Here is a 13,918-nt window from a genome sequence, read left to right on the forward strand (position 1 = left end):
CTATTAGAAAAATGATTATTCCTACTCAATTGCATTAAGAAAGTTGATGGATGATTTCGCTTCGCCAGATCAGGTCTTTTGTCGCGGTCTATGAAGAGGGCTCATTCACATCGGCTGCCAAACGGGAGGGCGCGACCCAGTCCGGGATTTCGCAGCATCTCAAGCAGCTTGAGTTCGAACTCGGGGCAGCGTTGCTGGAGCGTAATGGCCGCAACATCGAGCCGACACTCGCCGGGAAACTCTATTATCGCGAGTGCGTGGACGTTCTGAAAAAGCTGGAGGCGGCGCAGCAAAGTGTCGCGGTCAATCATGTCCGCGGCGCGATCCGCGTGGGTCTGATGCCAACGTTCACCAGATCGCTGCTCGCTCCGGCGCTCGACAGGTTTCTGACCTCCGCCCCGGGCTCCGAGATCAGCGTCACTGAAGCCTATTCGGGCGTTCTTACCGACATGATCCTGAAAGGCGAACTGGATTTCGCCATTGTGCCGGCGTTTGAGGGGGTAACCGGGATATCGCATCGCCTTCTTGCACGCGATCGGGAGATGCTTGTCAGCGCGAAGCGGACCAAAAGCAATCTGAAGCCGGTCAGGCTTTCAGACCTTGATCCGCTCAAAGTGGTTTTGCCCGGTCCTCAGAACACCCGCCGCCGCAACATCGAAACGTACTTCACCGCCAATGGCGTTACGGTCGCGCAGCGCCTCGAACTCGACGCGATGATGGGCACGCTGCAATTTGTCGCAGCGAGCGACTGGGTCGCCATTCTGCCCTTTGTGATGATGGTTTCGGACCTGGACGAGGATCGCTTCGATGTCAGGCCCCTCGATGAGCCGCCGTTTTATTCCGAGTTCGTTTTGATCGAGCCGGCACGAAAGGTGATGTCCCCGGCGGCGGCTTTATTCGCTGAAATTCTCAAGATGGAAGCCGAACGGGCGCTTCTTGTTTTTCAAAAACGCACTGGTGCGCAGCGAATATCGCAACGGCGCGCGACGCGACCAGCGGTTCGGCGCTAGGAAATTGTGCAACGCGAAAGCCTTCGTTTCCCGGATCTTCCAATTGTGAATTCCGTAACCCTGTCTTTGATTTGTCTTATCTCGCTTATCCATACAGAGGCGGTGAATCGCCTTGATGTCCGGCCGTCCACGTCACGACCTGTTCATGGCAGCGAAATAATCGTTCGATAAACAACGCTTGACCTTTGGTGCGCGGCACCCTCTAATAAAATCCAAGCCCATCATAAAATGAGGCGAGGGGAGGTTGCCGGAATGAAAGCTTCGGCTTTCAACTATGCGCGTGCTTCAAGCGTCGACGACGCATTGGATCTGCTTGCTTTGCACGGCGATCAGGCGAAAGTGCTCTCCGGTGGTCAAAGCTTGATGCCGGCCCTGAATCTCAGGCTGTCGGCGCCGTCGCTGCTGGTTGATATCGGCGCCATTGCCGAACTGCGCGGGGTCTCCGTAACCAATAGCGTTCTCAAGATCGGCGCTCTCACGCGGCACGTCGATGTTCAGAAGTCCTCGGACATCGCCAAACACGCTCCGCTTTTGACCGAAGCTATCGCGCATGTTGCTCACCCGGCGATTCGCAACAGAGGTACTATTGGCGGCAGCTTGGCGCATGCCGATCCGGCATCGGAACTTCCGGCGTGCGTCATCGCGCTTGGTGCATCCATCGTTGTGCGCGGTAAGGACAGTGAGCGCCGCATCCCCGCGGCCGACTTTTTTACAGGAATCTACGAAACATTGCTGTCGCCAGAAGAGTTGCTGGTTGCGGTAGAGGTTCCCGTCGCAATGCCGAACTCCGTCCACTTCTTTCACGAATATGCGCGTCGCAAGGGCGATTACGCCATCGTGGGATTGGCGGCATCCGGGGTTCTTGAGCGGGACGTGCTCTCGGATCTCAGGCTCGGCTTTTTTGCGGTGGGCGACAAACCGATGCTTGCAGGCGCATCAAAGCATCTCATCGGAAAGCCTGTAACGGCATCGATGCTTACCGACGCACAGGCTGCCCTCGATGAAGAGCTTGATCCGCAGGAGGATCAGCAGGCTTCGGCTTCCATGCGCCGCTATCTGGCGCGTCAGCTTCTGGAGCAGTGCGTTGTGACGTTGCTCGGCCGGCCCGATCTCGAAACGAGAAAGCTCGCATGACTGATCTAATGCCGATCTCGCTGATCGTGAACGGAGAGCGCGTGTCCGCGAGCGTGTTTCCTCGGCTCAATCTGGCTGATTTCCTGCGGGAGCATCTGTCCCTTACCGGAACGCATGTCGGTTGCGAGCATGGCGTTTGTGGTGCTTGTACCGTTCGCGTCAATGGTGACATTGTGCGGGCCTGCCTGCTGTTGGCGGTGCAGGTGGAGAACGCGTCCGTTGAAACGATCGAAGGTCTGTCGGACAGCGGCGAGATTTCCGATTTGCAGGCCGCATTTCAGGATCGCAATGCTCTTCAGTGCGGATACTGCACGCCGGGGATGCTGATGGCGGCGCAGGACATCCTGAAGCATGAGCCACAAGCTGACCGCGAGCAAATCCGCGAGCATCTGTCCGGCAATTACTGCCGCTGCACGGGCTATCATGCAATCGTCGATGCCGTGGAAGCCACGGCACGCGCACGCGCGGGGCGGGTGCGATGAACGATAGCTCAATGAAGCAGCGCGGTCTTTCCGTTCTCGACCGCCCGAATTCGTATATCGGCAAGACGGTGCCCCGCCCCAACCTGGGACGGCTCATGCAGGGTCGCGGCCAGTATGTCAGCGACCTGACGCTGCCGCGCATGGCGCACGTCGTATTTCTGCGTTCGCCCTACGCTCATGCCAGGATTCTGAAGATCGACGCGACCGAGGCTAAAGCGATGCCCGGCGTGATCGCGGTCGTGACCGGCGTTGAACTCGCGAAGGTCATTTCGCCGTGGGTTGGTGTCCTGTCGCATCTCAAGGGCCTGAAGTCAGCGCCGCAGCATGCAATCGCCGTCGACCGGGCTTGCTGGCAGGGCGAAGCGGTGGCCGCCATTATTGCGACCAGCCGCGCGCTCGCCGAGGACGCCGCCGAACTTGTCTCGGTGGATTACGAAGAGCTCGTGCCGGTGACGGACATGCGCACGGCGCTCGATCCTGCAACACCGGTGATCCATCCCGATCTCGGCGATAATCTGGCTTTCGAGCGTAATCTCGATGCCGGAGCTGTTGATCAGGCGTTCAGGGAGTCCGACGAGGTAGTGGAAGCCGAGTTTGTGTTCGGCCGCCACACCGGTGTCACGCTCGAGCCGCGCGCGGTGCTTGCGGACTGGAACAGCGGCGATGAGCGTCTCACCGTTTATCTGGGCACCCAGGCACCACATATGGTGCAGAACATTGCCGCCAAGCATCTCGGTCTTGATGAGGCGCAGGTTCGGGTTGTCTGCAAGGACGTCGGTGGCTCATTCGGCATCAAGGTCCATATCTACGCGGACGAAATGGCGACATTGGCGCTGTCGAAGCTGCTGCGCCGCCCGATCAAGTTCGTTGCGGATCGGGTTGAAAGCTTCAACACCGACATTCACGCGCGAGATCACGTTTGTAAGGCGCGAATCGGCGTCAGCAAAAACGGCACGATCAATGCATTCGAGATCGACGACGTCACCGGTATCGGTCCGTATTCGATGTATCCGCGCACCAGCGCGATCGAAGCCAATCAGGTCGTCAATCTGGTCGGTGGACCCTACACGACACCAAACTATCGGGCGCGGACCCGTGTCGTTTTCCAGAACAAGAACGTCACCTGCCAATATCGCGGTGTGGGGCATCCGATCGCATGCTCGATCACCGAGGGTCTGGTCGATCTTGCCGCTCAGCGGATCGGGATGGATCCATTCGAAATTCGGCGACGCAACCTGATCCGCGATGACGCCTATCCGTGCGGTTCGCCATCCGGGTTGAAGTTCGAGGCGCTGTCGCATCACGCCTCGCTCGACAAATTGTACGCGATGATGAATTACGGTGCGCTGCGCGCCGAGCAGGCGGCCCTGCGCAAGCAGGGAATCTATCGCGGCATTGGCATCGCCAGCTTCATCGAGGTGACTAACCCAAGCGCAGCGTTCTATGGCGTTGGCGGGGCGCGGATTTCCTCGCAGGATGGCGTCGCCGTTCGCCTGGACGCCACAGGTCGCGTAATCTGCCAAACCAGCATCACCGAGCAGGGGCAGGGATCGGAATCCCTCACCGCACAGATCGTCGGCAGCGTGCTTGGCGTATCGATGGAGTGTGTGCGAGTCATTCTTGGAGATACCGACAACACGCCTTACGGCGGTGGCACCTGGGCGTCGCGCGGCGCCGGCATCGGCGGCGAAGCCGCGTTGCAGGCGGCCAAGGTTCTGCGCAACAACATTCTGGATGTCGCGGCTGCTATTTTACAGGCCAAGCCGGCGGACCTGGATATCGCTAACAACGCCGTCGTGGACGTTCAGGGCGGCCAGCAACGTATCGAGCTGCATGAGCTCGCCCGAATCGTTTACTTCAGGCCCGATACCTTGCCGCCGGGCTTCCAGCCCGAGTTGATGGCGACACGCCATTTCGTGCCACGCGAGTATCCGTTTGCATTCACCAACGGCATTCAGGCTTCCTGGCTCGAGGTCGACACCCGCACTGGCTTTATCAAGCTGCTCAAGCACTGGGTTGTCGAGGACTGCGGCACCATCATCAATCCGCAACTCGTGGACGAACAGATCCGCGGCGGCGTCGTGCAGGGACTTGGCGCAGCGCTGTACGAACACTGCATCTACGATGAACGCGGACAGCTCACCAACGCCAACATGGCGGACTACCTGGTGCCGATGTCAGGCGAAATGCCGGATATCGATGTCGGGCATATCGTTTCTCCGACGCTGGATGGCGAGCTTGGCGCCAAGGGGGCCGGAGAAGCCGGGACCGCGGCGGCCGCCGCCGTTGTGGCCAACGCAGTGAATGATGCGCTGTCGCCGTTCAATGTCACCGTGACCGAAATTCCGCTAACGCCAAGAGTCATTCTTACCGCTCTCGGGCGCATCTGACCGACGCTACAAAACAATATCAACCTCGGAGGAATACATGGCCAAGAAGACGACAGGTTCTAACTCGATTTCGCGCCGCCGCCTGCTGACCACAGCCAGTGCTGGCGCCGTTCTGGCGGCCTCGCCGTTTCGCATCAATCTTCTTCAGGCACAGGAAGCGACGATCAAGGTTGGTTTTCCCGTTCCGCTGACCGGTCCCTACGGCACCGAAGCCCAGGACCAGGTGCGCGCAGCGGAAGTTGCCATTGCCGAATTCAACGAGGCCGGTGGTCTCGATGGCCGCAAGGCCGAGTTGCTGGTCCGCGATGACAAGCTCAATCCTGGTGAAGCGGCGACCCGCACGCTGGAACTGATCGAGAAGGAAAAGGTCAACTTCATCGTCGGCAGCCTGTCTGCGTCCGTTCAGCTTGCAGTGAACAACGTTACCAAAGAGCGCAAGATCATCTACAACTCGATCAGCCAGTCGGACGAAATCAACGAGGCCAAGGATTTCAGCAAGTACACGTTCCACGAAGCGCTCACGCCGCATCTGACCGCGGGCGCTGTCGGACGCTACGCGTTCTCGAAGTTCGGCAAGAAGGTCGCGTTCCTCACTGCGGACTATGCTTATGGCCATGAAATGGTGCGCGGCTTCCAGGAAGCCGGGAAGGCCTTCGGGATCGAAAGCCTTGTCGATATCCGGCATCCGCTCGGCACCACGGACTTCTCGGCACTGTTGCCGCGCATTCAGGCTTTGAAGCCGGACATTCTCGTCATCAGCAACTTCGGCCGCGATCAGCAGATCGCGCTCAAGCAGGCAACCGACTTCGGCATGAAGAAGAGCATGAAGATCGTTGCGCCGATCCTGCTTTATACGGGCCGCATCGCTGCCGGCGCGCAGGCATTCGAAGGCGTCGTCGGCGGAACCTCGTACTACTGGGGCATTGAAGACAAGGTTGCCTCTGCAAAGGCGTTCAACGATCGGTTCCGCAAAATGCACGGCGGCAAGGTCCCGTCGGACTACGGCGCGCTGGGCTATGCCGGCGTCAAGACGCTGCTGATGGGCGCCAAGGCCGCCGGAAGCCTCGACACAGACAAAGTCATCGCTGCGGTCGAAGCCTTGAAGTACGATTACTACAAGGGCCCTGAATATTATCGCAAGTGCGACCACCAGGCCGTGCAGTCGGTTCTGATCATCGAGTCAAAGTCGAAACCCGAGAAGGGCGAGTCCGACGTGTTCAATGTGCTGGCGACTGAAGAGCCAAGCGAAAAGAACCTGCGCACCTGCGAAGCGCTCGGCCACAAGTCCTGAACTGTGAACCAGCAGACGCGCGTCCCTCGCGGGGCGCGCGTCTTACTTGGAGATAACTATGGCCGGCCTGAGCTTTGATCTGATCGCACTGCAACTCTTCACCGGGTTGGCGCTTGGCGCGATCTACGTGTTGTTCGCCATCGGCTTGTCGTTGATTTTCGGCATGCTGACCGTGGTGAACTTCGCGCACGGCGCCTTCTATATGGTTGGAGCTTATGTCGGACTGTTCCTTCTCTCGCTGGGCGGGAACTTCTGGCTCTGTCTGGTTGCCGTCCCGTTGATTGTCGGCACTATCGGACTTGTCGTCGAACGGTTCCTGATCCGGCCGCTCTACGGCCGCGGCATCGACTATCCGCTGCTGCTGACGTTTGGTCTCAGCTACGTCATGGTCGAACTGATCCGCATTGCCTTCGGCAAGAGCGGCTATCCATTCGATACGCCGGAGCTCCTTCAGGGCGCGGTCAATATCGGTGTCGGATACTTCCCGCTCTATCGTCTGTTCGTGATCGGCGTCGCGGCAGCGGTCCTGCTTGGCTTGTGGCTCTTCCTTGAGCGTACCAGCTTTGGTCTGATTATCCGTGCCGGCGCACGCGATCCGCAGATCGTTCGCGTGCTTGGGGTCAATGTGGCACGGGTATGGCTGTTCGTATTCGGGATCGGCTCGGGAATTGCCGCGCTGGCCGGGCTTCTCGCGGCGCCTCTGCAAGGCGTTATCCCGGAAATGGGAGCGACTATTCTCGCGGAGGCCTTTGTTGTCACCGTGGTTGGTGGCATGGGCTCCATCGGGGGCGCGGTCATCGCCGGCCTGCTGGTTGGCGTGGTCGTCAGCATGACGTCGCTGTTTGCGCCCGAAATGGCCAAGGTTTCAATCTTCGCCCTGATGGCAATTGTTCTCCTCATCCGTCCGCAAGGCTTCTTCGGCCGCGCGGGTCTCATGAGCTGAGGCGGGTATAAAGTAATGAATGAGTTTTCTCAGACCCTGACCCAGCCGGCTGTCGCATCGGCGAGCTGGTTCGATTTCGCCAAGCGTCACCGCGCGATCCTGGCGAGCATCTTTGTGCTGGTGTTTCCGCTGGTGATGCCGTTCACCGCGCTGGCCGTGAACATCCTGATTTACGGGCTCTATGCCGTCGGCTTCAATCTGCTGTTCGGATACCTCGGGCTGCTATCCTTCGGTCACGCCGCGCTGTTCGGCACCGGCGCCTATCTCTGCGGCATCGCTATCGTTCATCTCGGCTGGCCGTGGTATGTCGCGATTGGGATGGGCATTCTCGGCGGCACTGTCATGGCCGCCGCGATCGGTTCACTGGCGATCCGTACTCGGGGCATTTACTTCGCCATGGTGACGATGGCCCTGTCGCAGTGCGTTTTCTATCTCTTCTATCAGGCGGTCGATTGGACCGGCGGCGAGAACGGCCTGCGCGGAATCAACGTTCGCGTCATCGACATCCTCGGTTTCAAATTCGACTTTATCAATCCGCTGACGCGGTACTATGTCGTCGCGGCGTTCGTCATCATGGCGCTCTTCGTCCTGTCGCGAATTCTGGCGTCGCCGTTCGGTGCTGTGATCGAGGCCGTTCGCGAGAATGAAGCACGCGCGCGCGCATCGGGGTATAATGTCACGCTGACGCGGCTGATCACATTCATCCTGTCTGGTGCATTCTGCGGTCTGGCCGGTGCATTGATGGCGTTGCACCTGTCCATCGTGCCGATCGAAATCCTGCACATCGAGACATCGGGCATGGTTGTCATGATGTCTTTGCTGGGCGGGATGGGCACCTTCTTCGGTCCATTCGTTGGCGCCGCGGTTTTTCTGCTGCTTGAGAATCTGGTGTCGTTGTGGACCGTCCACTGGCAATTGATCGTCGGCGCGGTGTTCATGATCTGCGTCCTGTTTTTCCCGGCGGGCATCTGGGGAACGATCTTGAAGCGGATCAACAAATGATGACTTCGACAGATACATCGCAGGTCATCCTGCGCACCACCGGCGTGAGTAAGTCGTTCGGGAAGTTTGTGGCCCTGAACAACATCTCTGCTGAATTCTCGCGCAATGCGATCACATCCATCATCGGCCCGAACGGCGCCGGCAAAAGCACCTACTTCAACCTGCTGTCAGGCGCGTTTCCTCCGTCCAGCGGCAAGGTCGAATTCGAGGGGCGCGATGTGACGAATATCGCGCAGCACGAGTTCGCGCATATGGGGATCGCAAAATCGTTCCAGATCACCAACGTGTTCCCGCTGTTGACGACGCGGGAGAACGTGCGCGTCGGATTGCAGGCCTTTGTGTCGCGCTACGATATCTGGCGTCCTCGGTCCAGGCTTCCGGGTCTTATTGAGAAGGCGGATGCGCTGCTCGCGCTGGTCGGCCTTTGGGATCGCCGCGAGCGGTTGGCCAAGGAACTTGCGCATGGTGAACAGCGTGCGCTTGAGATCGGGATGGCGCTGGCCGCGAATCCGCGTCTGCTGCTGCTGGATGAACCGACAGCGGGCATGAGCCCCGAAGAAACCCGCGTGATGATGGATCTGATCGTGAAGCTCTCGAAGGAGCGCACGGTCATTCTTGTCGAGCACAAGATGAAGCTGGTGATGGGTATCAGCGACCGGGTGCTGGTTCTTCACCACGGCGAACTGCTTGCTCAGGGAACGCCAACGGAAGTCCGCCAGAATGAACAGGTCAAGCGAGTCTATCTTGGCCAGCGGGAGCACTGAAGCGATGTTGCGCGTCGAAAATCTCAACTCCTGGTATGGCGCGAGCCATGTGTTGCAGGATATCGGCCTTGAGGTGAACAAGGGCGAGATCGTCTGTCTGATCGGCCGCAATGGAGCCGGCAAGACCACGACACTCAAATCGATCATTGGTTTACTCGACAAGACCCGCGGATCGGTGGTGTTCAAGGATAAGGAAGTGCTGGGCCAGCCGGCTCACGTCCGCTTCGGTCTCGGTTTGGCGTATGTTCCAGAAGAACGCCGCATCGTGCAGGGACTGACCGTGCGTGAGAATCTGCGGCTCGGCCTTGTTGCGTCGCCTGCGAAGAAGGAAGAAGTCCGTCGCATTGCTCAGATCGCGGAAATTTTTCCCCGTCTGGCGGAGCGGTTGGATCAGGAAGCCGTGACAATGTCTGGCGGCGAACAGCAGATGCTGGCGATTGCGCGTGCGATGATATCGAAGCCCGATCTCATCATGCTGGACGAGCCTTCGGAAGGTATCATGCCCGTGCTCGTCGACGAGATGTTCGAGCTGTTCCGAAAGATGAAGTCGGAAGGCACAACGATTCTGCTGGTTGAGCAGAACGTCGAACTGGCGCTCGATATCGCCGATCGCGCCTATGTCCTGGACCAGGGCTCGGTTGTGCATCACGCGACTGCGGCCGCACTGCTGGCCGATGATGAAATCAAGGAGCGTTACTGCTCGGTGTAGCCTGAAGAAGCTGCTCCGGGCGATCGCTCGCCGACAAAATTATCATTCGATAAATAATGCAAGGAACATCTCCATGAAAGTCGACAGAGCTGCAATCTATGAAGCCGCCAAGAAACTCTCGAACTGGGGCCGGTGGGGTGCTGACGATCAGATCGGAACGCTCAATAACGTGAGTCCTGAAGATGTCATCAATGCAGGCAAGCTCATCAAGAAAGGGAAGGTGTTTGCGCTTGGTCTTTCGCTGAAAGAGCCGATTCAGTCCGGCCTGTTCGGAGGCCGCTGGAATCCAATTCACACCATGCTGGCGACCGGCACGGATGCCGCAGCAGGCAATCAGGACGTTCCTTCGCCGTATCTGCGTTACGCCGACGATGCGATCAACATGCCCTGTCAGGCATCGACGCAATGGGATGCCCTCTGCCACATCTTCCTCGATGACAAGATGTACAACGGCTACGATGCCAAGTTGGTCGACGCCCGCGGCGCGAAGAAGCTCGGCATCGAGCACACGCGCGACAAAATGGCGGGCCGTGGCGTGCTGCTCGATGTCGCCCGGTTCAAGGGCGTGGAGTCGCTCGATGACGGCTATGCGATCACCAATGCGGATCTAAATGCCTGCGCGAAGCATCAGGGCGTTGAAATCCGCAAGGGCGATTTCGTCATCGTTCGCACCGGCCACCAGGAGCGATGCCTGAAGAAGAAAGACTGGTCGGGCTACGCCGGTGGCGATGCGCCGGGCATGGCATTCGAAACCTGCTACTGGATTCGCGAGAAGGATATCGCCGCAATCTGTACCGACACCTGGGGATGCGAGGTTCGCCCGAACGAGACCAATGAAGCAAACCAGCCGTGGCACTGGGTGGTGATCCCGGCGATCGGAATCTCCATGGGCGAAATTTTCTATCTGAAAGAACTCGCGGAGGATTGCGCGCAGGACAAGGTCTATGAATTCTTCTTCACCGCCCCGCCAATGCATCTGCCGGGCGCGGCCGGGTCGCCAATTAATCCTCAGGCAATCAAGTAATCGCGGAGGCACCCGATGACAAAGTATCTCAAGCGAAGCCGTGATGCCGCCCAGCGGGCGGAAGACGATACGAAGGTCCGTACTGCAGTCGAGGGGATTCTTGCGGATATCGAAAAGCGTGGCGACGACGCGGTTCGCGAACTGTCGGTGAAGTTCGACCAGTGGGACCGCAAGGACTACCGGTTGACCGATGCGGAGATCAAAGACTGTGTCGGGCAGCTTTCCAAGCGGAACATCGACGACATCAAGTTCGCGCAGGAGCAGGTGCGCAATTTCGCCCAGCATCAGCGTGACTCGATGAAGGATGTCGAGGTCGAGACGCTGCCGGGTGTCGTTCTCGGCCAGAAGAATATTCCGGTCAATTCCGTCGGCTGTTATGTGCCGGGCGGCAAGTACCCGCTGCTGGCATCCGCACACATGTCGGTCATCACCGCGAAGGTCGCAGGCGTTTCGCGCATCATCACCTGCGCGCCCCCGTTCCAGGGCAAGCCGGCTCCCGCCATCGTCGCCGCCCAGCATCTAGCCGGTGCCGATGTCATCTATTGCCTCGGCGGAATTCAGGCTGTCGGTGCGATGGCGATCGGAACGAAATCGATCGCGCCGGTCGATATGCTGGTCGGGCCGGGCAACGCTTTCGTGGCGGAAGCCAAGCGGCAACTCTACGGCCGCGTCGGTATCGACCTTTTCGCCGGGCCGACTGAAACGCTCGTGATTGCCGACGATACAGTTGATGGCGAGATGTGTGCCACCGATCTGCTGGGACAGGCAGAGCATGGGCCGAACTCGCCCGCGATCCTGCTCACCAACTCGGAAAAACTCGCACGAGAGACAATGGCCGAAATCGAGCGCCTTCTGAAGATACTGCCGACTGGCGCGGTCGCGGCCAAGGCGTGGGAAGATTACGGCGAAGTGATCGTCTGCGATTCCGAAGAAGAGATGGTGAGAGAGGCTGACCGCATCGCCTCCGAGCATGTGCAGGTGATGACCCGTGATCCGGACTATTTCCTGAAGAACATGACCAACTACGGCGCCCTGTTCCTCGGACCGCGCACCAATGTGGCTTACGGCGACAAGGTGATTGGCACCAACCACACGCTTCCGACCAATAAGGCGGCGCGCTACACTGGCGGTCTGTGGGTCGGCAAGTTCCTCAAGACCGTGACCTATCAGCGCGTCCTGACGGATCAAGCCTCCGCGATGATCGGTGAGTACTGTTCGCGGCTTTGCATACTTGAAGGCTTTGCGGGTCATGCCGAGCAGGCCAATGTTCGCGTGCGTCGCTATGGCGGGCGCAACGTGCCTTATGCGAGCGCGGCGGAATGAGCGCTTTGCCCACAACGCCGGCGTTCCGGCTTGACGGGCGGCGCGCGCTTGTCACCGGGGCGGGCCGAGGCATCGGGCTCGCCGCGGCGACGGCTCTTGCGGAAGCGGGTGCGCACGTCACACTGTGTGCACGCACTGCCAGCGAGATTGACGAAGTTGCCTCCGCTCTGCGCAAAAAAGGCTTTTCGGCGGATACGCTTGCGCTCGATGTGACAGACGTCGCTGCGTTTCGTGCCGCGATGGAGGCGCGCGGGCCTTATCATGCCTTCGTCAACAATGCCGGCACCAACCGGCCCAATTCCTTCACCGAAGTGCCGGTTGAGGATTTCGACGTTGTCATGAATCTGAATGTGCGGGCGGCATACTTCGCCGCCCAGTCTGTTGCGCGACGGATGGTGTCGGCGGGTGTATCCGGTTCGATCATCAACATGTCGTCGCAGATGGGGCATGTCGGCGGCGTCAATCGCTCGCTCTATTGCGCGTCGAAATGGGCGATGGAGGGTTTTTCGAAGGCGATGGCGCTCGACCTTGCAGCCAGCAAAATCCGCGTCAACACGCTGTGCCCGACCTTCATCGAGACGCCAATGACCAAACCTTTCTTTGAAAATCCGGCGTTCAAAGAGAGTGTGTTACAGAAGATCAAGCTCGGTCGCCTTGGCACAGTCGAGGATCTGATGGGGGCGATCGTTTTCCTCGCCAGCGATGCATCTGCGCTGATGACCGGTTCGTCCCTGGTGATCGACGGTGGATGGACCGCCGACTAGAGGTTGGCCTCCGCGCCGCGCCGCTATGTCGCTCCCACGCGTTCTCCATCGAGGCGATTTGCTAGTTCACGGACTGTGAGGAGACTAGTCTATAGTGGCGCGAATAGAAAAGCGGCGCGGTGTTGTTTCACCGCGCCGCCAAATTCAGCTCAAGGGTGCTTATCGCGGACCTTAGCCCTTTGCAACCTCGTGGTTGGCCATAGTTTCCAACGCTTTCACCATTGCGGAGTGATCCCAGGCGTTGCCGCCGTGGGCGACGCAGGCATTGAAAAGCTGTTGCGCCGTCGAGGTGTTTGGCAACGATACGCCGAGTGCCCGCGCGCCTTCCAGCGCGAGATTGAGATCTTTCTGGTGCAACTCAATGCGGAAACCGGGATTGAATGTGCGCTTGATCATGCGCTCCCCGTGCAATTCGAGAATGCGCGACGTGGCAAGTCCTCCCATCAGCGCCTGCCGGACCAGAGTTGGATCGGCACCAGCTTTCGAGGCGAACAGCAGACCCTCGGCGACGGCCTCGATAGTGAGTGCAACGATGATCTGATTGGCGACCTTGGTGGTCTGGCCGTCACCGTTACCGCCGATCAGGGTGATGTTCTTGCCCATCTTCTCGAACAGCGGTTTGACGGTATCGAACGCGCCTTGTGGCCCACCCACCATGATGGTCAGCGATGCAGCCTTCGCACCGACTTCACCGCCGGAGACCGGCGCGTCCAGATAATCAGCGCCTTTCGCATTGACCTTTTTTGCAAATTCCTTCGTCGCGATCGGCGAAATCGAACTCATGTCGACGACGATTTTGCCTTTCGAAAGTCCTTCCGCAACGCCGCCGGCATTAAAGAGTACCGATTCAACGTCGGGTGTGTCGGGGACCATGAGGATGATGACGCTGGCTTTCTCAGCGATCTCCTTGCCTGATTTGCACGCCGTGGCGCCGGCGGCAACGAGGTCCTTGGAGGCAGCGGATTTCTCCAGAACAAACAGGCGATGTCCGGCGGCTTGCAGGTGGCCCGCCATCGGCCGTCCCATAATTCCAAGGCCGATGAACCCGATATCGGTCATTCTTTGATCTCCCTCGTTTTTTA

Annotated in this window: 13 protein-coding genes; 12 read left to right on the plus strand and 1 reads right to left on the minus strand. The window is 59.2% G+C overall.

Annotated features, from left to right (window positions below; genetic code table 11):
- Positions 1 to 50 precede the first annotated feature (50 nt).
- The 12 genes from ACP7AL_RS06845 to ACP7AL_RS06900 all read left to right on the plus strand — a co-directional run bounded on the left by ACP7AL_RS06845 (position 51) and on the right by ACP7AL_RS06900 (position 12,836).
- Positions 51 to 1,010 carry a LysR family transcriptional regulator gene (locus ACP7AL_RS06845; RefSeq protein ID WP_425990095.1) on the plus strand — a complete coding sequence of 320 codons (960 nt, stop codon included), beginning with the start codon at positions 51 to 53 and terminating at the stop codon, positions 1,008 to 1,010.
- Positions 1,011 to 1,262: 252 nt separating this feature from the next.
- Positions 1,263 to 2,144, plus strand: coding sequence for an FAD binding domain-containing protein (locus ACP7AL_RS06850; protein ID WP_425990097.1), 882 nt, complete (start codon positions 1,263 to 1,265; stop codon positions 2,142 to 2,144).
- Positions 2,141 to 2,626 carry a (2Fe-2S)-binding protein gene (locus ACP7AL_RS06855; RefSeq protein WP_425990099.1) on the plus strand — a complete coding sequence of 162 codons (486 nt, stop codon included), beginning with the start codon at positions 2,141 to 2,143 and terminating at the stop codon, positions 2,624 to 2,626. The genes ACP7AL_RS06850 and ACP7AL_RS06855 overlap by 4 nt, the downstream gene beginning before the upstream one ends.
- Positions 2,623 to 5,016, plus strand: coding sequence for a xanthine dehydrogenase family protein molybdopterin-binding subunit (locus ACP7AL_RS06860; protein WP_425990101.1), 2,394 nt, complete (start codon positions 2,623 to 2,625; stop codon positions 5,014 to 5,016). Before ACP7AL_RS06855 ends, ACP7AL_RS06860 begins: the two co-directional genes overlap by 4 nt.
- Before the next feature lie 37 nt (positions 5,017 to 5,053).
- Entirely contained in the window at positions 5,054 to 6,307 is a 1,254-nt protein-coding gene (locus ACP7AL_RS06865) for an ABC transporter substrate-binding protein (RefSeq protein ID WP_425990103.1), read from the plus strand.
- Positions 6,308 to 6,365: 58 nt separating this feature from the next.
- Positions 6,366 to 7,250, plus strand: coding sequence for a branched-chain amino acid ABC transporter permease (locus ACP7AL_RS06870; RefSeq protein WP_034459219.1), 885 nt, complete (start codon positions 6,366 to 6,368; stop codon positions 7,248 to 7,250).
- A gap of 15 nt (positions 7,251 to 7,265) precedes the next feature.
- Positions 7,266 to 8,252, plus strand: a complete 987-nt coding sequence (locus ACP7AL_RS06875) for a branched-chain amino acid ABC transporter permease (RefSeq protein ID WP_425990105.1) — start codon at positions 7,266 to 7,268, stop codon at positions 8,250 to 8,252.
- Complete coding sequence (locus ACP7AL_RS06880) at positions 8,249 to 9,016, plus strand: ABC transporter ATP-binding protein (RefSeq protein ID WP_425990107.1); 768 nt, start codon at positions 8,249 to 8,251, stop codon at positions 9,014 to 9,016. The genes ACP7AL_RS06875 and ACP7AL_RS06880 overlap by 4 nt, the downstream gene beginning before the upstream one ends.
- Positions 9,017 to 9,020: 4 nt before the next feature.
- Complete coding sequence (locus ACP7AL_RS06885) at positions 9,021 to 9,725, plus strand: ABC transporter ATP-binding protein (protein WP_006021830.1); 705 nt, start codon at positions 9,021 to 9,023, stop codon at positions 9,723 to 9,725.
- A 73-nt stretch (positions 9,726 to 9,798) separates the two neighbouring features.
- On the plus strand, positions 9,799 to 10,749 hold the full coding sequence (locus ACP7AL_RS06890; RefSeq protein WP_425990110.1) for a cyclase family protein: 951 nt from the start codon (positions 9,799 to 9,801) through the stop codon (positions 10,747 to 10,749).
- 15 nt (positions 10,750 to 10,764) lie between these two features.
- Positions 10,765 to 12,072, plus strand: coding sequence for a histidinol dehydrogenase (gene hisD, locus ACP7AL_RS06895; protein ID WP_425990112.1), 1,308 nt, complete (start codon positions 10,765 to 10,767; stop codon positions 12,070 to 12,072).
- Entirely contained in the window at positions 12,069 to 12,836 is a 768-nt protein-coding gene (locus ACP7AL_RS06900; protein ID WP_425990114.1) for an SDR family NAD(P)-dependent oxidoreductase, read from the plus strand. The genes hisD and ACP7AL_RS06900 overlap by 4 nt, the downstream gene beginning before the upstream one ends.
- A gap of 171 nt (positions 12,837 to 13,007) precedes the next feature.
- On the opposite strand, the gene ACP7AL_RS06905 is transcribed toward ACP7AL_RS06900, so the two are convergent.
- Entirely contained in the window at positions 13,008 to 13,895 is an 888-nt protein-coding gene (locus tag ACP7AL_RS06905; protein WP_425990116.1) for a 2-hydroxy-3-oxopropionate reductase, read from the minus strand.
- Between the last annotated feature and the right edge of the window lie 23 nt (positions 13,896 to 13,918).

Source organism: Afipia sp. DC4300-2b1 (genome assembly GCF_049895725.1).
GTDB lineage: Bacteria > Pseudomonadota > Alphaproteobacteria > Rhizobiales > Xanthobacteraceae > Afipia > Afipia broomeae.